Origin of the sequence: Salinicola endophyticus (assembly GCF_040536835.1) — a bacterium.
Taxonomy (GTDB): domain Bacteria; phylum Pseudomonadota; class Gammaproteobacteria; order Pseudomonadales; family Halomonadaceae; genus Salinicola; species Salinicola endophyticus_A.
In genome coordinates this window covers 3,004,625-3,028,657 of the sequence record NZ_CP159578.1, presented here as the reverse complement: position 1 = coordinate 3,028,657, position 24,033 = coordinate 3,004,625, and the positions used below count along the sequence as shown (strand labels likewise).

General features: G+C 61.3%; 28 protein-coding genes and 1 tRNA gene. 8 read left to right on the top strand and 21 right to left on the bottom strand.

The genetic code is table 11. From position 1 onward, the window contains the following. Window positions 1-8: 8 nt before the first annotated feature. The 3 genes from yajC to queA all read right to left on the bottom strand — a co-directional run bounded on the left by yajC (window position 9) and on the right by queA (window position 2,795). On the bottom strand, window positions 9-341 hold the full coding sequence (gene yajC / locus ABV408_RS13735; RefSeq protein ID WP_106419738.1) for a preprotein translocase subunit YajC: 333 nt from the start codon (window positions 339-341) through the stop codon (window positions 9-11). 114 nt (window positions 342-455) lie between these two features. Beyond that, window positions 456-1,574, bottom strand: coding sequence for a tRNA guanosine(34) transglycosylase Tgt (tgt, locus tag ABV408_RS13730; RefSeq protein ID WP_035475916.1), 1,119 nt, complete (start codon window positions 1,572-1,574; stop codon window positions 456-458). A 177-nt stretch (window positions 1,575-1,751) separates the two neighbouring features. Continuing rightward, a complete protein-coding gene (gene queA / locus ABV408_RS13725) occupies window positions 1,752-2,795 on the bottom strand; it encodes a tRNA preQ1(34) S-adenosylmethionine ribosyltransferase-isomerase QueA (RefSeq protein WP_164673670.1) in 1,044 nt (347 codons plus the stop codon). A gap of 179 nt (window positions 2,796-2,974) precedes the next feature. Here queA and ABV408_RS13720 point away from each other — a divergent pair. Beyond that, window positions 2,975-3,061: transfer RNA gene (locus ABV408_RS13720), tRNA-Leu, on the top strand. A 72-nt stretch (window positions 3,062-3,133) separates the two neighbouring features. Here ABV408_RS13720 and ABV408_RS13715 read toward each other — a convergent pair. The 13 genes from ABV408_RS13715 to ABV408_RS13655 all read right to left on the bottom strand — a co-directional run bounded on the left by ABV408_RS13715 (window position 3,134) and on the right by ABV408_RS13655 (window position 13,147). Further along, on the bottom strand, window positions 3,134-4,123 hold the full coding sequence (locus ABV408_RS13715) for a tyrosine-type recombinase/integrase (protein WP_353979482.1): 990 nt from the start codon (window positions 4,121-4,123) through the stop codon (window positions 3,134-3,136). Further along, window positions 4,123-5,418, bottom strand: a complete 1,296-nt coding sequence (locus ABV408_RS13710) for a hypothetical protein (protein WP_353979481.1) — start codon at window positions 5,416-5,418, stop codon at window positions 4,123-4,125. The genes ABV408_RS13715 and ABV408_RS13710 overlap by 1 nt, the downstream gene beginning before the upstream one ends. A gap of 330 nt (window positions 5,419-5,748) precedes the next feature. Next, window positions 5,749-6,492 carry a TraX family protein gene (locus tag ABV408_RS13705; RefSeq protein ID WP_353979480.1) on the bottom strand — a complete coding sequence of 248 codons (744 nt, stop codon included), beginning with the start codon at window positions 6,490-6,492 and terminating at the stop codon, window positions 5,749-5,751. Continuing rightward, a complete protein-coding gene (locus ABV408_RS13700; protein WP_353979479.1) occupies window positions 6,489-7,760 on the bottom strand; it encodes a secretin N-terminal domain-containing protein in 1,272 nt (423 codons plus the stop codon). Before ABV408_RS13700 ends, ABV408_RS13705 begins: the two co-directional genes overlap by 4 nt. Further along, window positions 7,741-8,814: a zonular occludens toxin domain-containing protein gene (locus ABV408_RS13695; RefSeq protein ID WP_353979478.1), complete on the bottom strand. Its 1,074-nt coding sequence runs from the start codon at window positions 8,812-8,814 to the stop codon at window positions 7,741-7,743. The genes ABV408_RS13700 and ABV408_RS13695 overlap by 20 nt, the downstream gene beginning before the upstream one ends. Then, window positions 8,814-9,164 (bottom strand): DUF5455 family protein, encoded by a 351-nt coding sequence (locus ABV408_RS13690; RefSeq protein ID WP_353979477.1) that lies wholly within the window; start codon window positions 9,162-9,164, stop codon window positions 8,814-8,816. Before ABV408_RS13690 ends, ABV408_RS13695 begins: the two co-directional genes overlap by 1 nt. Window positions 9,165-9,166: 2 nt before the next feature. Continuing rightward, window positions 9,167-10,645, bottom strand: coding sequence for a hypothetical protein (locus ABV408_RS13685; protein WP_353979476.1), 1,479 nt, complete (start codon window positions 10,643-10,645; stop codon window positions 9,167-9,169). Between the two features lie 172 nt (window positions 10,646-10,817). Next, complete coding sequence (locus ABV408_RS13680) at window positions 10,818-11,090, bottom strand: major coat protein (RefSeq protein WP_106419744.1); 273 nt, start codon at window positions 11,088-11,090, stop codon at window positions 10,818-10,820. Between the two features lie 100 nt (window positions 11,091-11,190). After that, the gene (locus ABV408_RS13675) at window positions 11,191-11,289 is read right to left on the bottom strand and encodes a tail virion protein G7P-2 (protein WP_223161995.1); all 99 of its coding nucleotides are present in this window, start codon (window positions 11,287-11,289) and stop codon (window positions 11,191-11,193) included. A 15-nt stretch (window positions 11,290-11,304) separates the two neighbouring features. Beyond that, window positions 11,305-11,646, bottom strand: a complete 342-nt coding sequence (locus ABV408_RS13670; protein ID WP_285950177.1) for a hypothetical protein — start codon at window positions 11,644-11,646, stop codon at window positions 11,305-11,307. Between the two features lie 369 nt (window positions 11,647-12,015). Continuing rightward, a complete protein-coding gene (locus ABV408_RS13665; RefSeq protein WP_285950176.1) occupies window positions 12,016-12,219 on the bottom strand; it encodes a hypothetical protein in 204 nt (67 codons plus the stop codon). Then, window positions 12,216-12,944: a hypothetical protein gene (locus ABV408_RS13660; protein ID WP_353979475.1), complete on the bottom strand. Its 729-nt coding sequence runs from the start codon at window positions 12,942-12,944 to the stop codon at window positions 12,216-12,218. Before ABV408_RS13660 ends, ABV408_RS13665 begins: the two co-directional genes overlap by 4 nt. Further along, entirely contained in the window at window positions 12,941-13,147 is a 207-nt protein-coding gene (locus ABV408_RS13655; protein ID WP_353979474.1) for a DNA-binding protein, read from the bottom strand. The genes ABV408_RS13660 and ABV408_RS13655 overlap by 4 nt, the downstream gene beginning before the upstream one ends. Before the next feature lie 109 nt (window positions 13,148-13,256). Here ABV408_RS13655 and ABV408_RS13650 point away from each other — a divergent pair, with 109 nt between their 5' ends. The 5 genes from ABV408_RS13650 to glpT all read left to right on the top strand — a co-directional run bounded on the left by ABV408_RS13650 (window position 13,257) and on the right by glpT (window position 17,612). Beyond that, entirely contained in the window at window positions 13,257-13,550 is a 294-nt protein-coding gene (locus ABV408_RS13650; RefSeq protein WP_353979473.1) for a helix-turn-helix transcriptional regulator, read from the top strand. A 416-nt stretch (window positions 13,551-13,966) separates the two neighbouring features. Beyond that, window positions 13,967-15,061 carry a hypothetical protein gene (locus ABV408_RS13645; protein WP_353979472.1) on the top strand — a complete coding sequence of 365 codons (1,095 nt, stop codon included), beginning with the start codon at window positions 13,967-13,969 and terminating at the stop codon, window positions 15,059-15,061. 4 nt (window positions 15,062-15,065) lie between these two features. Then, on the top strand, window positions 15,066-15,302 hold the full coding sequence (locus ABV408_RS13640) for a hypothetical protein (RefSeq protein ID WP_353979471.1): 237 nt from the start codon (window positions 15,066-15,068) through the stop codon (window positions 15,300-15,302). After that, the gene (locus ABV408_RS13635) at window positions 15,299-15,775 is read left to right on the top strand and encodes a hypothetical protein (protein ID WP_353979470.1); all 477 of its coding nucleotides are present in this window, start codon (window positions 15,299-15,301) and stop codon (window positions 15,773-15,775) included. Before ABV408_RS13640 ends, ABV408_RS13635 begins: the two co-directional genes overlap by 4 nt. A 514-nt stretch (window positions 15,776-16,289) precedes the next feature. Beyond that, complete coding sequence (gene glpT, locus ABV408_RS13630; RefSeq protein ID WP_353979469.1) at window positions 16,290-17,612, top strand: glycerol-3-phosphate transporter; 1,323 nt, start codon at window positions 16,290-16,292, stop codon at window positions 17,610-17,612. A gap of 754 nt (window positions 17,613-18,366) precedes the next feature. Here the strand turns inward: glpT and ABV408_RS13625 are convergent. Next, window positions 18,367-18,588 carry a hypothetical protein gene (locus ABV408_RS13625; protein ID WP_353979468.1) on the bottom strand — a complete coding sequence of 74 codons (222 nt, stop codon included), beginning with the start codon at window positions 18,586-18,588 and terminating at the stop codon, window positions 18,367-18,369. Window positions 18,589-18,719: 131 nt separating this feature from the next. Beyond that, a complete protein-coding gene (locus tag ABV408_RS13620) occupies window positions 18,720-19,136 on the bottom strand; it encodes a hypothetical protein (protein WP_353979467.1) in 417 nt (138 codons plus the stop codon). A 218-nt stretch (window positions 19,137-19,354) separates the two neighbouring features. Between ABV408_RS13620 and ABV408_RS13615 the strand changes: the two genes are divergently transcribed. After that, window positions 19,355-20,032, top strand: coding sequence for a Crp/Fnr family transcriptional regulator (locus ABV408_RS13615; protein ID WP_353979466.1), 678 nt, complete (start codon window positions 19,355-19,357; stop codon window positions 20,030-20,032). A gap of 162 nt (window positions 20,033-20,194) precedes the next feature. Here the strand turns inward: ABV408_RS13615 and ABV408_RS13610 are convergent, their stop codons facing one another. Both ABV408_RS13610 and ABV408_RS13605 read right to left on the bottom strand, forming a co-directional pair. Then, complete coding sequence (locus ABV408_RS13610) at window positions 20,195-20,605, bottom strand: carboxymuconolactone decarboxylase family protein (protein ID WP_353979465.1); 411 nt, start codon at window positions 20,603-20,605, stop codon at window positions 20,195-20,197. Window positions 20,606-20,744: 139 nt separating this feature from the next. Next, a complete protein-coding gene (locus tag ABV408_RS13605) occupies window positions 20,745-21,068 on the bottom strand; it encodes a glycine zipper domain-containing protein (RefSeq protein ID WP_353979464.1) in 324 nt (107 codons plus the stop codon). 266 nt (window positions 21,069-21,334) lie between these two features. Here ABV408_RS13605 and ABV408_RS13600 point away from each other — a divergent pair, with 266 nt between their 5' ends. Further along, entirely contained in the window at window positions 21,335-21,943 is a 609-nt protein-coding gene (locus ABV408_RS13600; RefSeq protein WP_353979463.1) for a LysE family translocator, read from the top strand. Window positions 21,944-21,984: 41 nt separating this feature from the next. Here ABV408_RS13600 and ABV408_RS13595 read toward each other — a convergent pair whose 3' ends face one another. Continuing rightward, window positions 21,985-23,640 (bottom strand): acyl-CoA dehydrogenase family protein, encoded by a 1,656-nt coding sequence (locus ABV408_RS13595; protein ID WP_353979462.1) that lies wholly within the window; start codon window positions 23,638-23,640, stop codon window positions 21,985-21,987. Window positions 23,641-24,033 lie beyond the last annotated feature (393 nt).

Genomic DNA, 24,033 nt, shown 5'->3' with positions numbered 1-24,033 from the left:
CCGAAGGATTACAGCGACTTCAGGGTACCCTTGGGCAGTACGGAGGCCACGGCGCTCTTCTGCACGTTGACCACGGTGCCTTCGGCGATTTCCATGCTGATGAAGTCGTCGGTCACCTCGGTGATGCGGCCCATCAGCCCGCCGCCGATGACGATTTCGTCACCCTTGGAGAGGTTGGAGATCAACTGCTTGTGCTGCTTGGCACGCTTGGACTGCGGGCGCCACAGCAGGAAATAGAAGATCAGCACGAAGCCGACCAGCATGATGATCTGGGCAATGCCACCACCGCCAGGTGCGGCTGCATCCTGGGCGTGGGCCGCAGGGATGAAAAAGTCCAGCATGGATGGTTCTCCGAAGTTGCGCGATGGAAGTCGCGAGAGTTGCGATGTGAACGGGTGATACGTTACGAGACTTATCCGGCCCGCCGGCGTTACCACCGGCCAGCGCGTCTCTTGTCAGTCGACCCCGGGCGGTACGGGAAGCCCCCGCCGCCGATAGAATTGTGCTACGAAGTCGGCCAATGTACCCGCTTCGATAGCCCCGCGCAAACCGGCCATCAGGCGCTGGTAGTAGCGCAGATTGTGGATGGTGTTGAGCATCGAGCCGAGCATTTCGCCGCACCGATCGAGGTGGTGCAGATAGCCGCGCGAGAAGTGCTGGCAGGTGTAGCAGTCGCAGTCCGATTCCAGCGGCCGGGTGTCGTGGCGGTGGGTGGCGTTACGAATCTTGACCGTGCCCTCGGCGGTGAACAGGTGGCCGTTACGCGCGTTGCGGGTCGGCATCACGCAGTCGAACATGTCGACCCCACGGCGCACGCCCTCGACCAGATCCTCCGGCTTGCCCACGCCCATCAGATAGCGCGGCTGCTCTTCCGGCATCCACTGGGGTAGGTAGTCGAGCACGCCGATCATCTCCTCCTTGGGTTCGCCCACCGAGAGACCGCCGATCGCCAGGCCATCGAAGCCGATCTCGAGCAGCCCCTCCAGCGAGCGCTTGCGCAGCTCCGGGTACATGCCGCCCTGGACGATGCCGAACAGCGCCGATGGCGAGTCGCCGTGGGCCTCGCGCGAGCGCTTGGCCCAGCGCAGCGAGAGCTCCATCGACTTCTGCGCCTCCTGCTCGGTGGCGGGGTAGGGGGTGCACTCGTCGAAGATCATCACGATGTCCGAGCCCAGCGAGCGCTGGACCGCCATCGACTCCTCCGGCCCCATGAACACCTTGGCGCCATCCACCGGCGAGCGGAAGTGCACGCCCTGCTCGGTGATCTTGCGCATGGCGCCCAGCGAGAAGACCTGGAAGCCGCCGGAGTCGGTGAGGATCGGCCCCTGCCACTGGGAGAAGTCGTGCAGGTCGCCGTGGGCCTCGATCACCTCGGTACCCGGGCGCAGCCACAGATGAAAGGTATTGCCGAGGATGATCTCGGCGCCGATCGCCTCGACGTCACGCGGGGTCATCCCCTTGACCGTGCCGTAGGTCCCCACCGGCATGAAGGCGGGGGTCTCCACCGTGCCGCGGGGGAAGGTCAGGCGGCCACGCCGGGCGCGGCCATCCTGACCCAGGCGTTCGAACTTCATGAAGCACTCTTGTCGCATAGGATTCTCTGTCTCTCGGCGCGTCGGCAATCGCACGCCACGCTCGGGCCCCTCGGGGCCGCTGGATGTCTTTCTTTCTATTTCTCTACGTTCGGCGACCCAGCGATCGGCTCTATATTGCTCAGGTCGCCGGCACTTGCGCGATACGTGCCCGGGCGATTACGCGTCTCGGCGCGTGAGGAACATGGCATCGCCGTAGCTGAAGAAGCGGTACTCCTCTTCCACCGCGGCGGCATAGGCGCGCATCACGCTTTCATAGCCAGCAAAGGCGGAGACCAGCATCAATAGCGTCGACTCCGGCAGGTGGAAGTTGGTGACCAGAGCATCCACGCAGCGCCAGCGATAGCCGGGATAGATGAAGATATCGGTCTCGCCGCGGTAGGGCGCCAGGCGCCCATCTTCCTGGCTGGCACTCTCCAGGCAGCGCACGCTGGTGGTGCCGATGGCGACGACCCGCTTGCCCGCCTCCCGCGCGCGATTGACGCTGGCGCAGACCTGCTCGTCCACCTCCAGCCACTCGCTGTGCATATGGTGCTCGCGGATGTCGTCGACGCGTACCGGCTGAAAGGTACCCGCGCCCACGTGCAGGGTGACGAAGGCGATCTCGACCCCCTTGGCCCGCAGCGCTGCCATCATCGCCTCGTCGAAGTGCAGGCCGGCGGTGGGCGCGGCGACCGCGCCTTCGCGGCGGGCGTAGACGGTCTGGTAGCGCTCACGGTCGGCGAGTTCGTCCTCGCGGGTGATATAGGGCGGCAGCGGCATATGGCCGTGCTGTTCGAGCAGCGCGATCAGCGGCGTCTCGCCGAGGAAGCGCAACTCGAACAGTGCGTCCTGCCGGCCTTCCACCACGGCGTGAATACCGCCCTCGAAGATCAGCTCGGTGCCCGGCTTGGGCGACTTGCTGGCGCGCAGATGGGCCAGGCCGCGATGGGCGTCCAGCGGGCGCTCCAGCAGCATCTCCACCTTGCCGCCGCTCGCCTTCTGGCCGAACAGACGCGCCGGGATCACCCGCGTGTCGTTGAATACCACCACGTCGCCGGGTTCGAGATGCCCGAGCAGATCGGGGAAGCGCTCATGCGCCAGCGCCCCGGAAGGGCCATCGACGCATAGCAGGCGGCAATCGGTGCGCTGCTCGGAAGGGTAGCGAGCGATCAACTCGTCGGGGAGATCGAAATGGAAGTCGGCGCGCTGCATGGCACTCATGAATCGGCGAAAAGGGATGACGTGACCGCAGCCTGGCGCGGCCACTCGAAGCGGGCCGCTGCCGCGGCATCGAAGGCCGCCGGGCGACCCAAGCGAGGGCGCCATGATAAAGCAGGCGGGGAGCGAAGTCAGCGCAGCGATTGACGCAAAGGCCGGGGTCCGTATAATGCCACTCCGCTGCCGGCGTGGCGGAATTGGTAGACGCAGCGGATTCAAAATCCGCCGCTGGAAACAGTGTGTCGGTTCGAGTCCGACCGCCGGCACCATGCAAATCAAGCACTTATAGCGTTTTTCCCTCCGCTTGATTCCTGCTTTTTTCTCGATGTGTCAACGCAGTGTCAACCGATTTTCGGGGCGTATTTGATCGCGTCCGCGAGATGGTCGGGGGACAGGTGTGCGTAGCGCATTGTCATCGTAATGGTCTGGTGCCCCAGGATCTTTTGCAGCGTTAATACGTCGCCGCCATTCATCATGAAATGGCTGGCAAAGGTGTGGCGTAACACGTGCGTTCTCTGCCCCTTGGGGAGCTGAATTCCCGCCTCCTTGATCGCATCCGAAAACGGGTTATATCCGGTCGTTGGGAAGACGCGCCCGACCTTGGGGGCGTGTTCGATCAGCGTCTGGTAGAGCCCCGGATTCAGCGGGATGGTGCGGTTACGGCCGTTCTTGGTGCCGGTGAAGGTGACACGACCGTCGCGGAGGTTTTCGGCGCGCAGATACTGGGCCTCCGACCAACGGGCACCGGTGGCGAGGCAGAGCCGGGTGATCAGAGCGGCATCCTTGTTGGTGCGACGGTCCAGGATCTCGAGCAGCCGGGCTATCTGGTCTTCGGTGAGGTAGCTGAGTTCGGTTTCGTCCAGGCGCAGCGGCTGGAGGCTGGCAAAGGGGTTTCCCTGGTGCCACTCGCCGAGCTTGGTCAGCTTGTTGAACACGGCGCGCAGGTGGGCCTGATCGTGGTTGGCGGTGGTGGGCGTGATCCCTGAAGCCAGGCGCTTTTGCCGGAACCGCGCGGCGTCCATGGCGGTGATGGTGGAGGCTATCGGGTTGCCCATCATGTCGGCGAGGGCGAGCATCTGCGCATAGCGACGCTTGCCGTCCTTGAGCGAGACGCCATGGAATTCATACCAGAGGTCGATGAGGTCACTCAGCCGCCGCTTGTCGCGTTTCTTGGGCGCGTAGTCTTCCCCCGCCGCAGCCTTGCCGAGCGTGAGGGTCATAAAGCGTTGAGCTTCCAGCTTGGTCGGAAACGTCTTGCGTATGCGCCGGTAACCGCGCCCTCCTGGTTGTATGTCGACCTGCCAGCCCCTGGCTGTTTTCTTGATCGCCACTAGGCAGCCTTCCCAAGTAACCGCCGCTCGACCAGCCGTTGTTCGATGAGCTGGCGTAGCTGTCCCGCATCCAATCCCCGTCGGCGGTAGTAGTTGGCAATGTCGTCCCAGGCCCCACAGCGGGAGAGCCCTTGCATGGCTTGCTGGATGGTGAAGCCCTGGCGTGCGTAGAGGGAGATGAGGTTACCCACGACCAGGGCGACGTTCTTTTCGTTGCCGAGCCCCGGGGCCTTGCGCGCTCGCTTGTAGAGCAGATGGGGTTCGTGGTCATAGAAGCGGGCGTCTTCCTGCAGGAGCTGCCACACGCAGTCGATGAGGTTGCGGGCGTGGTCGAGCCGGTACTTGCCCATGGCGGTGCGCCAGAGGCCGGTGAGGTGGGGCACGGTGTCGTTGAAGCGCTTGAAGCCGTGGTCCATGTCGAGGCATTCACCGGTGTCGACGTTGCAGGGGGTGCCTTGGGCGAACTCACGCAGCACCGATTGGTGAAAGCGCATCTCGATTCGCCAGACCGGCTTGTCGGGGTTGTAGTCGGAGACCGTGGGGTCATCGCCGGCGGCTTTCTGCCAGATGCTTTCCCAGAAGTGGATCTTGTCGCGGTAGTGGGCCTCCTTGGTCTTGTTGTAGATGCAGCACTGGAGGGCGCCCGCGGTGCCGAACATGAAGGTTTCGGCGTTGCCGTAGGAGGTGGCGATGTGGCCGTGGTTGAAGCTGAAGTCGTCGATGCCGTTGATGCGCGTGACTTTCTTGGAGCGGGTGACGAAGCGTTCGAGGAAGTCGGCGGGTGGCTTCCAGCCCTGGACGTCTAGCGCGAGGTGTACGGCACAGCCCATGGGCTCGACGTAGGCGAGAAGCTGCTTGGCGATGTTGTCCAGGTAGGCTTGCACGTCGGCGGTGCTGTGTTCGTGGATGAAGTGCGGGGAGAGCTCGATCTTGAGGTGGGTGCCGATGTCTTCAGCCTTCACGTGCCGGGCGTAGAACAGGACGATGACGCCCAGGTCGTTGTTCTGCAGGCGGTAGCGGAAGCCGCTTTGGGTGTTGCCCGCGCCGACGCTCCAGGTGGTGCCGAACAGGTCCATGGTGGCGCCCCGACCTTCGCGGTAGACCTCGATGATTTGATCGAACAGGGCCATGCAGGGCTTCCCTGCGTAGAGCTGGCGCACGGTGTCGACGCCGGCGTGGAGGATCTTGATGTGATCGAGCTGGCGCTGGCCCTTGGGACTCAGGAACAAACGGCCTTTGGGGTCTTCCCGACTCTCGATCAAGGAGGCGATGGAGTAGCGTTCCCAACGGTTCATAAAGTGTTCTCCTGATAAAGACGTTTAGTGACGGTTTATGGAGGTTTCGGAGGTCAATGTGCGAGACGTGTTACAGGGAGGGTCTCGCTTATCCAATAACTCGATGGTGATACGTGTTTTTTCATAAGTCACTGTCCTGGTTGAATACAAATAGAATGGTTCAAGCGATTTTCGTTACTGACAAACAGTGACGGTTAATGGCACTCGCTTTTTTTTAGCCTTGGAGAATTAGGCAAGTGGGAAAGCGGCTGTCGACTACCGTTGCCCGACGACAGATTCGTCTACCCCCACTCACTAGTCGTCGGGCCCCGGCAGTCCGTTTTGACCCCCTCATGACGTGATGCCCCCAGTGGCCAGGGTGATGACGAGCAGGTGCAGCGGATACCAGGAGAGCCGCAGCGGGCGGGGTATCGCTGGGATCGGTAGGCGCCAGACCAGGGAGCCGTTGGTGAGCAGGATGAGAACGGCGGTCGTGGCGAGGCTGATGGCCATGGCAGCGGGCGTGGCATTGATCAGCACCGAGAGCAGCAGCGCGGGAATGGCGGCCAGGGTGTGTTGGGGGTAGCGAAACGCCACGACCAGGGCCGGGACCAGGAGTAGCCCACACAGGCCGTACTCAAGATATGGGGCCGTGGCACCGGCGGCGATGAGCGCGAGGATGCCCGCGGCGAGTTGCAGGGCACGTTCTCGAAGGTTGGCGAAGGTGACCACGGCGAGAAGCCCCAGGCCCAGGGTAAAGCAGACGTTGAGCTTGTCCGGGGTGACGACCAGGGCGTAAGGGAGCTGGGCGACGAGGCCGACCAGCAGCAGGCGACAGCCGTAGCGCAGCGGGTGGCGGGTGTTGTGCAGCAGATGCCACGCAACCATGCCGGCGAACAGCGGGAAGGCGATGCGCCCGACCAGGATGGCCCAGGGCACGGCGGGCGAGTCTGGCCAGATGAACTTGATGGCGTGTTCCTGCGACATGGCGAGGATCGCGAGCCACTGGGCGAGCGGTACCCAGGCGTTGGATAGCGGGTGGCTATGAGATCCCCTGCGATCGGCGGGTGAAAAACTATCGATTGGTGTGCTCATGAGGCGGCCTCCAGGGTAGGCAGCACGGTGGCTTGCAGCAGAACGTAGAGGTTGCTGCTCTGGTGGCTGGTCGAGGTGGAGCGGAATAGGGCGCCGATGACGGGGATGTCGGAGAGCACTGGCACGCGGTTCTGCTGCTGCCGGTTCTCTTCGGAGACGAGGCCGCCCAGGAGCACCGACTGGCCGGATTGAATCTGTACCGTGGTGTTGATGCTGCGCTGGTTGGTGATGATGTCCGAGGCGAGCACCGAGTCGGTGAGGCTGTCCGCGGCGGTACCCACGTCCATGACGATCAGGCCCGAGGGGGTGACCACCGGCAGCACATTGAGGGTGATGCCGATGTCGCGGCGCTCGATGGTCTGGAAGGGGTTTTCGATGTTGGCCGCTTCGCCGGTGACCCGCCCGGTAATAAAGGGGACGTTCTGGCCGACCGAGATGGTGCCGCGCTGGCCGGAGAGCGCCAGGATTTGCGGCGTAGAGAGAACCCGGGCGTTGGAGTCGCGGCGGATCGCGTTGACGGCCAGGGCCAGCACGTCGCCGTCGAAGATGCCGAAGGCGCCACCGGGCACCGAGAGCGTGCGACCGAGCCCCGAGGTGTTGAAGCCCCCGGCGGGGTTGCTGCCAGCGCGGGCGCGGCCAAACGAGACGCCGAGGTCGAGGGTGTCGCCGTCGGTGGTCTCGAAGATCAACGCGCGGATGAGCACCTGGGCGCGGGTAACGTCGATCTGGGGCAGCAGCCGTTCGAGCGCCTGGATGCGGTCGGCGGGGCCGCTGACCAGGAGCGCGTTAGCGGCGTGCAGCACCTGGGCGTGGGTGGCCTGCGCGCTACCGGGGGTGTTCTGTATCAGGAAGGCGTCGACCAGGGGCGCGAGATCGTCGGCGCGTAGATGGTTGATCGACAGCACGCGGGAGACGCTGGGCTCACGTGGGGCCGGGGTGGCGATACGGCTCATGAACGTCTGGTCGGGCTTGGCCGGGACCAGGGTAGGCGGGTTGCCGGGGACGAGCTGATAGCCGTGGGATTGCATGACGCCCTGGAAGAACTCGGGGAGCTGATCGGGTGGCACGTCCGGGGCGTAGACAGTCAGGGTGCCGTTAACCCGCGGGTCGATGGCGATGGGGGTGGCGGTTTCCTGGCTGTACCAGTGCACGAAGTCGCGCACGTCGGCGTCCTGCATATCGATGGGCAGGGCGTGAGCGGTGGGCGTGAGCAGCAGGGCGCCGGCGGCGAGGGCGGCGCGGGCGAGATTAGCAACCGATGTCGACATGGTGGGCTCCAGAGCCGAGGCGGAGATGACAGGCACCCATCGGGATGACGTCGAGGCCGAGGCGTTCGAGGTCGTCACTGGTGGTGGGCCGGTGGTCGCCGTCCAGGAGGCGATAGGTGGTGCGGTCGCCCAGCTGGGCGTAGCCGGTGATGCGCGCGCGGTCGAAGCGGGAGAGATCGACGGCGGGCGCAGGATCGGGCGTGACCTCGGGGTCGGCGTTGCGGGCGTCGACCTGATCGACGACGAGCACGGACGTGGTGAGGACGATGCCCAGAACGAAGGAAGCGAGACCCAGCAACGGGCGGTTGAAGCGCTTCCAGTAGATACGGGTCATGCGCATGTAAAACCTCGCATCGCGGGGGACGCGGAACACGCCATGGGTGAGCCACGGCGGCAGCATCGAGTAGGTCTGGTGCGGGTAGGCGTCGGAGAAGGCTTGCTTGGTGTCATAGGCCGGGTAGAGCGCGCGGCCGGTGTAGGTCCAGCGCTCGACGACGAGGCTTTGCGGGGAGTCGCCGTATTTGACGATGCCGAGGTGGAGCTTGGGCATCGGCAGCTTGCCGCCGGCGAACATTGACCAGAGGGAGCCGATGATCGGCAGCGACAGGCGATCGAGACGCCGGCAGTAGACGACGTGTTCGGCCAGCGCGACGCGTGCCTGCTTGTCCATGATCGAGAGATCCTGGATCAAGAAGATGATGTCCCAGCCGAGCTTCCGGGCATGGAGAAACCAGTCGATGACCGCCTGGCGCGACTTGTCGGCCCAGGAGCGCGAGTTAAACCAGGTGCCGCACTCATCGAGCACCAGGAGGCCGTTCTTGGCTTCGTCGTAGGTGTCGTTGCCGCGTCCGATGGCTTCCAGGTCGGCGAGCTGGGGTTTGTCGGGGATGCGATAGACGCGGGTGTTGCGCGCGCGTTCGCCGACCAGCTTATGCAGGCGAAGGTCGAGATTGGTGGCCACCGGGCAGCCGTGGTTGAGCTTGTCCTTGATCTTGCCGACGGCGACCAGCGTCTTGCCCGCGCCCAGTTTGCCGGTGACGACATAGACCGCCATCACACACCCCCAAGCCCCAGCACGCGGTCTTTGACGTGCAGGGCCATGACCGTGAACTTGGCCAGCACGATGGCCGAGACACAGGTGGAGAAGTTGTCGGGGAGGATGCGGTTGACGCCATCGGCCAGCACCGCGGGCATGGCCACGGTAAGGCTGTCGACGATGCTGGAAATCACGTCAGCGGTGCCGGTGATCAGGGCGACGAAAATCCCGACTTTGATCAGGAACAGCCCGAAGCGGGCGACCTTGAGCCAGAAGAAGAACTGAAGAAACCACGTCCCGAAGTACTTGAAAAAGTTACGCGCCAGCGGGATCAAGGCGGTGAAGAGCAGCCGAACGAGCGCACCCATGGTCAGCCCTCCGACGCGCTGCGATAAGACAGCGCGATCATGGTGATTTGGTAGCAGGTGAAGAAGAACAGCAGCCAGGAGAGCGCGGCCTTGATCAGGTCGAAGACGCGGCACTCGATGGTGACGGTGTGGCCCTGGAAGCTGAAGGTGAGCGGGACGCAGCCGCCGCCACCGGGAATCTCGGGGAGCCAGGCGGTGGCCACGCCTTTGACGTAGCTCAGGCCCTGGCCCAGGAGGCTGCTGTCATCCTCGAACAGATCGCGATAGCGCTGGGTGATCTCCCCCTGTACGTCTTCGTTCTGGGTGTCGAGCTGGCTCATCAGGTCGTCGGTAAGGCCCTGGCCATCGAACTCGCTTTCCACATCGGCGGCGGAAGGGGCGCCGTCCTGGTTGGTGAAGGTGTCGACGAGGTTGGAAAAGCCGTCGTTGATTGCCTTACGCACGCCGCCAATGGCATCCAGCACCGCATCGAGACCGTCGCCAGGTTCTTCGCTCTCTTCACCGTCGCCGCTGTCGTTGCTGCCACTGTCGTTGCTACCGCCGTCATTGCTGCCGGTATCGCCTTGGGTGGGCGTATCGGTGTCGTCGGTGGGCGTGGTGTCGTCATCGGTCGAGGTATCGCCGCCACCGTTCGAGGTATCGCCACCACCGGTCGAGGTGCCACCCCCGGTAGAGCCACCACCGGAAGACCCGCCACCGGAAGACCCGCCACCGCCGCCGCTACCCGATGAGCCGCCACCGGAGGAACCACCGGTGCCACCGCCATCGGTGCCTGTATGCCCGCCAGTATTGTCAGAGCCGCCGCTGGTATCGCCGCTATCAGAACCAGAGCCGCCATTATCAGGTTCGTCATCAGGCACAGAGATGATGTTTAAATCAGTTGAGCCGCCGATGTAGCAATAAGATTTTCCACCACTCGAATAGCTCCCCTTGGAGCAAGACGAAGGGTTGTCCGTCAGTTGAAAAGGAGAGGAGGTTGTAGAAGAAACACCCGCATCAAACTTAGAAGTCTCACCGGTAGACTCGGCTTTCCATTCCGTGTAGCAATTCTGCGTGCCGTTATCAAAGTTCGTACAGAATGTGACGCCTGGGGTTTGATACAGCTTACAGCCGGCGACGGTCACGACTGTCGTAGGAGAATCAAGCGCATTAGACGGGACTGCAACACCCACGGTTTTACCGTCATAAATAGACCGGCATTGATCGTCAGAGTACTCGATATTATAAACCCCCTTGGCTAAATCCTCGGCGGGTATATCCTTGGGGTCGCCCTCCCAAGCTGACCAGGAATACCAAAAATAACCGTCTGTACCAACATCACTATCACATTTAATAGGTTGAGATAACTGTGGCTCAGAACAGATGGACGGGTCTTTACTGGCATTACCACCAGCCCAATACGCAAACGCATTAGCCGGAAAGACAGCGCCAAGAAAAGAGACGACAAGAGAACTGATAACGAATAGCCAGAATCGATGCATTATCATTGTCACCACCCGCGAGAGCTTGCCGTTGCATAGAGGGCTCCCAATGCGCAAAACAGCAGTAGAAGACATCTCATAACGCACCCATGAAAAAGGGGCCTCGAAAGGCCCCTGGCGACCGGCCCCGGTATGCGCCCAGGGCGGACAGCGGGGCCGGTTGAACCACCGATCAGGTGGCCTTGTTGGCGAACTTCTTGAACAGCCCGATGGCAAGCAGCGAGCCGACGATGGCGGTGACCACCGGCCACGCTTCACTCGCCATGCTGCTGGCTTGGCTGCTGAGTTCGGAGAAGGCCGCAGAGGCTGCCGAGCCACCGGAATCGGAGGCCATGGCGGCGCTGGCCGTGGCGATGGTGCCGACGCCGATCATGGCGACCTTGCCGGGGATCGAACGGGCGGCGTTGCGGGTGGTGATGAGCGCGTCTTTCAGTTGGGTTTTCATAGGGTTTTCTCCGCGAATTGCTTGAACGCGAGTGTGGTTTTGCCCCACGCCCAACCGAGGGCGTAGGCGCCGAGCAGGTAGCCGATGAGTTCCGAACCGCTCATCGTTGGCCACCCTTGATTGCACCGAGCCCGAACGCGAGGACGAGCCCGATACAAAAGGTGAGGAGCCACAGGGCATTGAATTGGTCGTCAGTCATCTGTGGCACCCCGTGTTAGCTGGTCTTGCCGCTGGCCGCGTCGGGCTTGGCGTCGGCCTGACGCGAACGCCCGCTCACGGAGGCTTCACGCACGGCGATGGCGTGCATCGTGACCTTGCCCTGGGAGGCGCGAATCTCGACATCGAGTTCGAGATTGCCGGGCAGGCGCGGGTTGAGTTCGCGGATGCGGTCGACCATCTCGTAAGGCGCGGACATGGTGGAGGTCTGGAAGCCGAAGAGGTTGTCATTGGTAGGGTCGGCTTCGTTCATGATGATGAGCTTGGCGCCCTTGATGCCTTCGACTTCGTAGCGAGAGGCACCGATGACGTGGGCTTGAATGGTGTTGATCATGGACATGGTTAGTTTCCTTCAGCGTTGGTACCGGGTTGCCAGGATGTGGCAGTGGCGAGCGAGTACGACTAGCTCAGTGAGGTCGGATGACTCGGGGTCGAGCATCCGGGTTAGGTGTTCCGCCTGGGCGTAGAGCAGGGCGGCGTGGCCGTAGTCACGGCCCTGGAGGCACCGCTTGGCCCGCTCCCTCAAGACTCGGGGCTCCGGGCAGGCGGCTACCCACCCTTGCCCGTCGTCCATCGGTCGGGATGCACGGCGGCCGATCCCGCGCCCCCCGTCAACCCGTGCTGCGCAGGGTATGACGGGGGGCGCGGTGCCGGCCTGGGACGCCGTGCGACCGATGGGCGACGGGTGACGGGCAGGCAGCAACATGACTTAAGCCCCGGCGTCCGGGCGGGCCGGGGTGGTGCCTTCCAACGGCGAGCGGTCGCCGCTTTCGAGCAGGGAGAGGCCGTATTGCATGAGCCGTTCGCCCAGGGCGGAAGGGGTCAGGCGGTTGGTGCCAGCCTGGACGAGAAACCGGGAGTGGTCGCTCTGGTCCAGGAACACACGAACGGGCTGTTTCTTGGTCGTGGTCATTGGGTGTTCCTCGTGGTGGGGACTGCGTGGCGATGACCGCCCGAGAAACGCGGTACGGTCGGGGGAATAAAAAGCGCCCAGGCACTGGCAGAGGCAGGCGACGGGGGGAGCGAGCCACCGGTGACCTGGGCGAAGGGGAACGCGGTATTGGCGGGGCGTGGGTCGGCCCCGGCTTGAATGTCGGCGGCAGTGACGCGGCGATAGGTGCCGTCGGTGTAGTGCAAGAGGTTGAAGGTCAACGCCGGGTAGACGTTGAAGACGCGCTTGGTGGGACGCGCAGCGGGCACGGGCTCAGGCGATGCGCATTCAGGAGTGAACGCGAGATCGCGGGAGCCGTTGCCCTGGCAGGGGTCATTCCAGGTGCGCTGGTCGATCAGCACGCGGGATAGGCGGCGCTGGGCATCCAGGCTATCGAGGACGAGCTGGTAGAAGCTCTTGGCACACTGGGAATGGCAGATAGCCCGGGCGCGAGACCTCAGTTGCCGGTAAGCCAGACGTAGAGCAAGCCGAGACACAAGACGTAGGGCAGCGGATCGATCAGCGACGGTGACATGGCCGCGGGCCTCGCGAAGACGAGTAGGAAGCCAGAACGAGCGATGGAAGTAGACAAAGGCGGCGCCGGCGGCGTCCTGGCCGATATAGCCCGCGTACCGGCCATCCAGGTGAAAGGCAGTGCCCTGGGCAGGGGCGTCGGCGACGAGGTGGGCGAAAGTGACCTGGATCATGAGAAGTCATCCCCTTCCAGCAGCTCGGCCTGGAGTAGGGCGATGTTGATCATGCGGTGGCGGCCCAGCTTGTACGAGGGCAAGTAACCACGACGCAGGTGGCCTTCAATGGTGTCGAGAGACAGACCAGAAAGGTCCGCGAAGCGCTCTTTGGTCATCAGGGGCACGAGGGCCGGGACCTGGGGCGATTTGCTGGGTTCCATTGTCGTAAGCCGCCTTTGTTGGTCTGTGATAGGCTTTTTTTGATGAGAGAAGGTGGGTTACGCAAGGTTGCGTAGCCTGTGGGGCTGAATCTACGCAGGGTTGCGTATAGTGTCAACAGACATTGGCGAAAAAATTCGGGGAATCCGAGAAGCTGAGGGGCTGAGCAGGAAGGAGTTTGCGGAGGCTGCTGGTATCAATGCGCGGTCACTCGAGAGAATCGAGAACGGTGGGAGCTGTTCGAAGGAAAACCTATTGGCGGTGCTAAAGCGGTTTCCTCATTACGCGGCTTGGCTGGCAGGTGCAGACATGAGTGAGGAAATCGTGCAGACCACGCCTGAGCTAGAGAAAACAAGAGATCGGCTCAAGCCGACCGGAACGGGTACCGAGTCGCGCGGAGAGTAGCTAAGAGCTGGTACCGGGGATCAGGGAACGTGTGAGGGGTGGGTAAGGGAGATAGAGCACGTAGATGCTCAACTTCTCAAGGATCTACAGACGACAATTTATGTAGTTGAATAAATCTGTGGAAACCAGCAGAGGGGGGCGCTCATGCCTGAAGAGCTGACGCACAACCTGTATGGGGATTTCTTTCTATTCGTGGGGGGGGGGCTTGTGCTTTCGTTCTCTTGGATTATTATCGAAGCAAAAATAAGAAAGCGCTTTTTTAAGAGTTCCAAGAGGCGCAAGCGATGAGCGAGAGAATGCGTTGGGCTGTGAGGAAGATAGTTACGGATACCGAGGCATGCAGCCCAGGTGCTGACTCCGGGAGGCAGGCACCGCGCGATAGGCGGAGCAGGTAAAACAGTTGAGAAAAGAAGACTATGGTTATCAACGAATTAATTGAGTTTTTGTCAAAGTATCAAAATGTTGATAAATATTTGACGACTCTGCAAAATGATTGTGAGCTTGAAAGGCTGGCAGACAGAGAATATTTTTTTGGCGAGAAGGGGGTTACAAAGTTCACAGAAACTGTATCTCAAATAAAACTAATTCTGCCGGAAATAGAGAAGATACTTTCTGGTGAAGACGACTGGAAGTCTTTTGAAAAAGATCTGGAGTCGTGTTTTTCCAAGTACAAGGAGGAACAAGATGCTGAGTCCGTGCTTGTTATTGCCTTTTATATATATGCCTTGTGTAAAGAGTGTGTGAGGTTTGCATCAGGCGCTGAGCGTAATACCTTGCATCAAGGTGAGGCATATTTTAAAGGCTTGATAAGTGGGCTGCCAAAAGATCATAAGGTCAGTATGCTTTGGGGTAGGTACATTCGTCAATACTCGGTTGACTTTGATAATATAGTCTCTAGGAAAACAATCTGGGAGGCCGTCGATAAAGCTTTAGAAAGAAGGTTTTCTAACGTCGAAAATAGGCTGGAAAGTTTCGAGAGCTCTGTTTCTAAATTTGAAAAAAGAGTCGATGAAGGGAGAAAAACTGAGAATTTTGTTAGCCTGACAAAGGGCTTTGAACAATTGAGGGGCAAAGTGGCAACAAGGTTGCGTATACTTGGCTCAATATCTTGGGGCTTGAGAACTTTTATAATATCTCTTGCCGGGTATTTTGCATATGACAAGCTGCATCAAGATATTACAATAGACGACATGCCGACATTGATTGCGCCTGCAGCCTTTATTGCAATTATGCTTTATTTTCTAAAGCTTGAGTTAAGGGAGAAGCAGGACGAGCAGGAAAAGATGAATCAGATCGACAATAAAATTGCAATTATAGCTTTTATAGAGGATTACGTAAAGTTTTACGGGGGTAAGAATGGTGGGAACTCAGAAGATGCCATGAAAAGTTTTAATGAACTTATATTCTCCCCTATAGCCGGCAGTAAAAAAGATAAAATCCCAGAGTATACGGATGATGCCCAGCAGGTGATAAATATCGTGAGAGGCAAGATGTCTAAAAAAGGAGAGTGAGTTCATGAAAGATAAATACATGGGTAGGATTAATCTTAAATGTGATGTTTGTGGTGGTGATCAGTTTTCGCATGAGAGCGATGAAGAAATAGTTTGCGCCGAGTGCGGTAAGGAATACACTAAGGAGGAGTTGATAGATAGTAATTCGGAAGAGCTGGATAATCGTAAAGACGAACTTCTGGATGATGTCAAAAAGGATCTCGAAAAGTCAATGAAAGACATCTTTAGGAAATGGAGATGAGCATAAGTGTCGATAGTAGTGACGTAATGGCGCTTCTTGCACTATTGGTTTCCATCTACGCAACATGGAAGACCGTGAGGTTTAATAGGAAGCAGGAAGGGTTGATTAAGAAACAAGAAGAGCTCAGCGCTCTTTATTTGGAGAGCGAGAGAGAGTCTGCCAAGAAAAAGAAAATGGCAGATATAAGAGCAAAATTTGTCAACCTTGGCAAAAATTCTGATCGCCTTAAAGTATACAATGTTGGCGAGGGGGATGCTTTTGATGTAGATATACAGTTTCCTGGCGGGGAGGATTTTTTGATTAAAAGCGATTTTGATTCAAAAATGCCTTATCCAAAAATGGTGAAGCATGATTCTGTTAACTTGATGGCTTCTTTTTCCATGAAGTCAGCTTTTAATTATGATGCAGTTATCACCTGGAAGGATGAAAGTGGACAGAGTCAAAAAGCTGAAGTTTTTCTTACGCACCCGTAATATGTCAACTATGTGGCGACGGCGTTGACGCCTAGAGACGGGTGTTGAAGGCTTCAGGGCTGCATAAGTATCTGTTTTCTCAGGTACAGGCAGCCACTGACGTTCTTAAACTAGAATTCAAAATCCGTCATTAGAAAACGCAAGCCTACGCCGGATTTGATCATCGCTGACTTTGTTAGCGTGAGGACGACTTTGGGCGCCTTCCCCGCGCTGCCGGATGTTCATTTCTGCACATCGAGCGAGAGTGTGTTCTCAGATCATCCCACGTGCATGCCCGTCGGCGACATCAACGTCACGCCTCCCACTCGCACCCAACATAACCCTGCAAGCCAGACTTTTCGTGCCTTCCGGCTGGCGTTACGGGCGCCATTAGACTAAAGCCTAGCAGCTTATATGACAGAAATATGACAGTTTGCGCGTCCGTTCGCTTTCGAAAGTGAACATCGTGCTCGCCTGCCTGTCGGCGAGTCGGCCGGTGGGGTATCGGCACTCATTCCGTGTTCACGAGGTAATCATGCTAGGCATCTTCAAGGCGGGTGGCGCGGCGGCGCGGCTGCCCGAGGCGCGTATCGATCCGGTCTATCGGCGGCTGCGCTGGCAGATCTTCGCCGGGATCTTCTTCGGCTACGCGGGCTACTATCTGGTGCGCAAGAACTTCACCCTGGCGATTCCGCATCTGGTGGAGCAGGGCTACTCGCGTGGTGACCTGGGTGTGGCGCTGGCCGGGGTCTCGGTGGCCTACGGTATCTCGAAGTTTCTGATGGGCGCGGTCTCCGACCGCTCCAACCCGCGTATCTTCCTGCCGACCGGGCTGCTGCTCTCGGCGCTGATCATGTTCCTGTTCGGCTTTACCGACTGGGCCACTTCCAGCGTGGCGATCATGTTCGTGCTGCTGTTCCTCAATGGTTGGGTGCAGGGCATGGGCTGGCCGCCCTGTGGCCGTACCATGGTGCACTGGTGGTCGCAGAAGGAGCGCGGGCGCATCGTCTCGACCTGGAACATCGCCCATAACGTCGGCGGTGGGCTGATCGGGCCGCTCTTCATTCTGGGCATGGCCTGGTACAACGACTGGCATTCGGCATTCTACGTGCCCGCCGCGGTGGCGGTGGGCGTGGCGGTGTTCGCCTTCCTGACCATGCGCGACACGCCCCAGACCTGCGGACTGCCGCCGATCGAGGCGTACAAGAACGACTACCCGGAGGGCTACGACGACTCCCACGAGAAGGAGTTCTCTACCCGCGAGATATTCGTCGAGCACGTGCTCAAGAACCGGCTGCTGTGGTACATCGCGCTGGCCAACGTCTTCGTCTATCTACTGCGCTACGGCGTGCTCGACTGGGCGCCGACCTATCTGCAGGAGGTGAAGGACTTCACCGTCGATAAATCCTCCTGGGCCTACTTCCTCTACGAGTGGGCGGGCATTCCCGGCACGCTGCTGTGCGGCTGGCTTTCCGATCGGTTGTTCAAGGGCAATCGCGCGGCAACCGGGATCACCTTCATGGTGCTGGTGACGCTGTTCACTGCGCTCTACTGGCTGACGCCGCCGGGGCACGCCATGCTCGACATGTTCAGCCTGATCGCCATCGGTTTTCTGATCTATGGCCCGGTGATGCTGATCGGTCTGCATGCGCTCGAACTGGTGCCCAAGAAGGCGGCCGGCACCGCAGCGGGGTTCACCGGCCTGTTCGGCTATCTGGGTGGCTCGGTCGCCGCCAGTGCGCTGGTGGGCTACACCGTGGATGCCTACGGCTGGGATGGCGGCTTCGCTCTGCTGATCGGCGCCTGTGTGCTGGCCATCGTGCTGCTGGCGATGACATCGCGCCACGCCGCGCGTTGATCGCCATCCTGAAGTCAGAGCGCCCTGACGGCCATGCCGTCGGGGCGTTGTTGTCTCTGGACCAGGGGGGCGGGGGGCTGTGCAGAGTTGGGAGCAGACGCGCAAAAAAAGCCCGACGCCTTGGCGTCGGGCAAAAAGATCGCTCAGAGAAGCGACCATGAACAGGGTCTGGGCGGTTCGGCATGGCCGATCGCCGCACAGCTTTGATCGTTGAATCATGCGGCAAGATTGTGCGTTATGCACTATTTAGTCGCTACTAATATTGATTGTTTTTGTGTCCAGTCGATAGGTCAGAGGGGCGTGCGGGCAAGCATGCTGACTCAGCCTGAGCCAGGGACATCGTGGTGGTGCCGGATGGGACTACGAGAGTGCGGACAATAAAAGCCCGCGGTGCGCTGGTCTTCATCGTTGAGGAGAGCGGCCGCGGGCGGTATGGCGTTATGAACTGCTTCGAGTGCGCTTACCTGCGCACTTCCGTTCATGGTCGTCTGTATCTGTCATGAATCGAACGCAGAGCGGCCCACTTGCGCCGTCTGGGGTTCGATTCACCAAAGCAGTCTACGCCGGTTTGTCACGCCGCAGCACGGGAAAATTGTAACTAGCCGTTGATTGTTAAATATAATTAGCCATGGGGCTAGAAAGCGCCCAGCTTTCTTGTTCGAACCCGCGGTGGCGCCAGCGTATGCAAACGAACCTCGACTGCTCGGCGCCATCCGCGGCACTGCTTGCCGCCTCTCTCTTGGTAGTGGGTCGCTCAGGGGTTGCGGGGCCTACCCTGGGGTCCGATCGGCGTCTCCAGCGCCAGCTTGATCGCCTTGTCGCGATCGTACCCCCGGTCGACTAGAGTCTTGACCCGACTCTTGAGAGTACCCAGTGGCATGCCCGCTTCTGCGGCCAGGCTTGCCAGGCTCCCCGGTTGACGCCGGCTGCGTTTGCGTTCGGGAAGCCTGGCCAGTTCGTGTTTCGTCAAGCGCACGACTTGTTCCTTGTCACAGCCATGAGAAGGATCGCTAATTTTTGTTAGCGACCTCATCGTTGTATCGGCAGTGTTCTGGATTTCTTCATTGCCGCCCCTAAGCGGCTGGTAGCTAGCCCATTCGGCGTCGGTCAGGCGTTGGGCGCATCGGCCAGGCACTCGCTCAGGCCAGCGTCGTTCAGGGTCTGGCGGCAGGCGTTCAGAGCGCCCTCCGGGAGGGTGAACTCGCGTAGTTCCGACTGCAGCGCCCAGATCAGATCCTGCTCGACCATCGAGCGGGCATTGTGAGGATGCAGCTTGAGCTTCTCCATCGCCACCAGGCGCGCAGCATCCAGGCCCTCTAGAGTACACCAGAGCGTGGCGCGGGATTCGCGAATCGAGGCCGCATAACAGGTGAGCAGGAAGAAGCCGAAGGCTTCGCGCAGGGCTTCCTGGTAAGCCGGGTTCTGCGTGTCCGCTTCCGAGCGGGCGACGCCATGCTTGGATAGGGCGCCTTGGCGCGCGGTTTGCCACAACGCTTCGTAGTCGAAATCTGCACGCTCTTGCATGGGGTAACGTCCTGTCGTCGATGAAGAGGGCCTCGGTTGTTTATCGGCAGGGGGTTGTTGAGCCTGATCCCTTAGACGCCATTTCGCTCGCCGATCTAACCGGTGTTATATAACTCGTCTTCCTAACATGCTGTCATGCCTGAAAAATTTTAAGAAGGCAGGGAAGCATGGGTCAGCAGGAAGGCTGTCTATCTCAGCATTTCAAACATTATGGTAGATTGTCCGAGAGCGAGTGCCGCCTGCTCGATGGACTGGAAGGTCCGGCGCTGGCGATGCCCAAGGGGCACGTGTTCTGGCGTGAAGGCGATGCCGCCCGGGAGTTCGGCACACTGAGCCGGGGCTGGGCATACTCTTTTCGTGATCTGGAGGATGGCACCCGCCATATCCTCGAGGTGTTCATGCCGGGCGACGTGATCGGGTTGCGCGAGTTCCCCTTCAAGCAGCGGCTGTCGAGCGTGGCGATGCTGGAGGATGGCGAGATTCGCCTGACACCACACCGGCGGCTGATCGAGATCTTCCGTGACTCCACGCGTCTGACCTCATTGTGCTTTGCCGTCTCTTCCTACCAGCAGGCGCTATTGAGCGAGCGGCTGGTGCACTTGTCGCGGCGCAGCGCACGTCAGCGGGTGGCCTATCTGCTGTTCGAACTCTATTCGCGCACCAAGCGTAACGATGACTCGATAGGGGAGTGCTTCCGCGTGCCGCTGTCACAGCAGCAGCTCGCCGATGCGCTGGGGCTCTCTCCGGTACATGTCAGCCGAACCTTGACCGCCTTTCGTCAGGAGGGGGTGCTACGCCGCCTGCGCGGCTGGGTGCATCTGCTCGATGCCGCTGCGCTCGAGGCCGAGGGAAGCATCGTGGGCCACCTGCATGATGAGATCGAACGGGTGGAGTGAGCTCACGCTATGGTCACCGCCACGGTGGCGAGCTCTCGCTTTTATCCGGATCGGTTCTTGCCCGCCTTGTTGTTCGCCCGCCTAGCTATCTGGCCAACAACGACGAAAGCCCCGCCGGGGCGGGGCTTCGAGGATGAGCCCTGGAGAGATCGGACGACGCGATCAGATCGCGGCGCGGCGCGAGGCGCGGCTCAGCGCGCTGGTCATCTCGATCGCCATGGTCAGATCGGCCAGTTCACGCGCCGAGAACGCGGTGAGTGCCAGCTTGCGCGTGGCCGGGTCGGCCGGGCGGAAGCGGGTGAAGGATTCACACCAGGCCAGCGCGGCCTTTTCACGCTCGTCGAACTCGTCGGATTCGGACCAGGCGTCGAGCGCTGAGAGCTTGCTGGGGGCGATGCCCAGCGCCTCGGCCTGCTCCTGGCGGAAGTGGGTGCAGGTCAGGCAGCCGTTGATCTGAGACGCGCGCAGTTCCGCGAGACAGCGGATCGACGGGTCTAGCGAACAGGCATGCAGGGATCTGGCGGATCTGTCGATGTGTTTCACGTCGATCGTCTGCCACTTGTCAGCGCTCATCTCGGGTCTCCTGAAAGCGGGTGTACCACGATTAAACGACTATCGTTCTCAATATTCCACAGCTTCGATTGGAAAGTTTAATCGTGGTTAATCATTGAAGCTATGGTTGTCGAAATCGGTCGTCGCGATCGAGTGACGGTCAGCGGCGGCCGAGCAGCAGACCGATCACCGCGCCAGCGGCGGCTGCGGCGCCGATGGCGCGCCACGGGTTGTCACGCACGTAGCGGTCGCACTCATCGAGAGAGCGGCGGGTCGAGCGGCCTAAGCGGCGCTGGCGCCGGCGGGCTTCGGCGGCCGCGCGGGCATACTGCTCTTCACTGCGCAGGCGGGCTTCCTCGATGGCGTCCGCGGTCTCGTCGCGCAGGTCGCGTCCCAGCGCCCGGCTCTGATCGCCAATATCATGAATGTCGTCGCGGATACGTTCGGCTCGCGTCTGTGAGTCTTCACGCTTGAATAAGCTCATGGTCCACCTCCCTGGTGTCTGGACCTGTGACAGCGTAGACGGAGAAAAGTGTCCTGGCGATAGCGCTGGGTGTTGGATAGCGCTTGGTGAATGGCTCTTGGCAGTGGATGGCGTACTGGGATGCGTGACGATAGAGACCCTGTGACGCCGTCGCGCTGGCCCTATGCCCCCGTGGAGGGTAACGTCGGCACTTTTCCAGGCCCGACTGGCCGACCTGGTCGTCGCGCCGACTGCCCGTCAAACCGAGTCGTACAAGGAGTATCAGCGTGTCCCCGGAACTCTGGTTGTCGCTTTTGCTGATCTGCGCCCTGGGGGCGATGTCGCCGGGCCCGAGCCTGGCCATGGTGATGCGTCACACCGTCAGCGGCGGCCGCACGCCTGGTGTGGTGGCGGCGCTTACCCATGCGCTGGGGGTGGGGCTCTATGCCGGGCTTACCGTGCTCGGCTTGGCCACGGTGATCGCGCATCAACCCTGGCTGTTCCGGCTGGTGACACTGGGCGGCGCGCTCTATCTGGCCTGGCTCGGCGTGCAGGCGCTACGTGCCGGGGGTGGCGAGGGGCTGCGGGTGGCGCAGGTCGCCAGCGGCCGCCGGCTTGCCATGCGTGATGGCCTGCTGGTGGCGCTGGGCAACCCCAAGCTGATCGTGTTCTTCGTCGCGCTGTTGAGCCAGTTCGTGAGTGCCGACATGAGCGCCGCTGGGCGCTGGCTGATCGTGGCCACGGCGACTCTGGTGGATGGCGGCTGGTATGTGCTGGTGGCGCTGCTGCTCTCCCACTCGCGGGTTCTGCCCTGGCTGCAGCGCCGTGCGGTGTGGATCAACCGTCTTACGGGGGTGGTGCTGCTAGGGTTGGCGGCGAGGGTCGCGCTGGGCTGAGCGGTGGCCGTTGCCACGTACTTCGGCGTTGGCCACGGCATTCACCCCAGCCGCGCCAGGATATCGGCCACCGGGGCGCCGGTGGGCAATACCCCGTACTGCGGGGTGGCCGCGGCCAGGCGCGTGGCACAGAAGGTCTCCGCCACGGCGGTTGGCGCCTGGCGCAGCAGCAGTGCGGACTGCAGCGCCTGGGCCATGCGCTGGGTCAGCCAGCGGGCCTGCGCCGCTTGCGTCTCGGCGGGGGCGGCGAGCAGGGTATCGAGCTCTTTCAGGGCGCTATCCAGCGCCGGATGCCCGCCGCGTGCCGGTGCCAGTTCCTGGCGCAGCGCCGCGATGCTCTCCGGGTGACGCGCGAGGATGCGCAGCACATCGAGACAGATCACGTTGCCCGAACCCTCCCAGATCGAGTTGACCGGCGCCTCACGGTAGAGGCGTGCCAGCGGTGACTCCTCCACATAGCCGATTCCGCCCAGGCACTCCATCGCCTCTGCCATGAAGCCGGGGCCGCGCTTGTTGTGCCAGAACTTGGCCAGTGCCGGCAGCAGCCGCGCCAGCGCCGCTTCGTGGGCGTCGGTGGTGGCGCGGTCCATGGCCCGGGCGCCGCGCATGGCTAGCCACAGGCTGGCTTCGGTCTCCAGTGCCAGGTCGGCGAGCACGCGCTGCATCAGCGGCTGTTCTACCAGGCGGGCACCGAAGGCCGCGCGTCCGCTGGCATGCGTGTGGGCGGCTCGCAGCGCCTGGCGCATCATGCCGGCCGGAGCGGTGGCGGCATCCAGCCGGGTCTGCTGCACCATCTCCAGAATCGCGGCAACGCCGCGTCCCGGTTCTCCCACCAGTTTTGCCCAGGCGCCGCGGTACTCGATCTCGGCGGAGGCGTTGGCGCGGTTGCCGCACTTCTCCTTCAGCCGCTGGAGCTCGATGGCGTTACGTTCGCCGTCCGGCGTGAAGCGCGGGGCGAGAAAACAGGAGAGACCCTCGTCGGTCTGCGCCAGAGTGAGAAAGGCGTCCGACATCGGCGCACTGCAGAACCACTTGTGCCCACTCAGCCGGTACCAGGCGCCGCTGCCCGGGGCCTCGACCGGCTCGGCGCGGGTGGTGTTGCGGCGCACGTCGCTGCCGCCCTGTTTCTCGGTCATCGCCATGCCGAAGGTGTTGGTCGACTTGTGCCACGCCGGCAGCGCGCGTGGGTCATAGTGGCAGCCGCGCAGGCGCTGCTGCCAGCCCGTGTCGGCTTCGAGGTGGCGCAGTACCGGCATCGCCGCATGGGTCATGGTGAGTGGGCAGCAGAAGCCGGGTTCGGCCTGGGTCAGCAGATAGAGCCCGGCGACGTGGGCCTGATGGCCGCCGTCGTGCTCGCGCTCCCAGGCCACGGCGTGCCAGCCACCCTCGATCGCCAGTGTCATCAATGCATGGTAGGCGGGGTGGTAGTCGACCTCGTCGAGGCGTTGGCCGTAACGGTCGAAGGCGCGCAGCGTGGGCGGATAGCGGTTGGCCTGGTCGGCCCACTCGGCGATGTCGGGCTGACCCAGACGCTGCCCCAGGCGTGCCAGGCGCTCGCCGACCCAGGCCGGGGCCGCGTAGGCGACGGCCTCGCGCAGGGCGGTATCGCTGGCCCAGAGATCGTCTGCGGCGGGCGCGCAAGGCTGATTCTCGACCCGGTGGGTGGAAAGCTCGGTGCGCGGGGCGTAATCGGTCATACGCGGCCTCCGAAGCCTCAGGTTCGATAGCGTTGACCCTAGAGCATAGCGCCGGGTGATGGGGGTGGGCGGGATATTCGACCAATGCGGCAGATGGGGGGCAAAGGCTAGACCCGGGCGCCTAGCTAAGGCAAAAATCGGTAAAGAACGGACCGGGCTGGCGCTCCTGCCGGTTTTCAAAGCCGTATTGTCGAGCGCAGATGGTCTTCGTACAAAGCCCTTTTCGAATCTGAAGAAATAGGCTTTCTGCTGACTCTCTTGATAAGGCTGTTTTGAGGCGTGCCTCGATTTTCTCGAGCAGTGTTTTGCCCTTTTAATGAATGGGTTGGTGAAGTGCTGGGTGTTTGATTTGGCACCCGTTAACGTGAACCAGGCGCTGTCTATTCAGCCTCA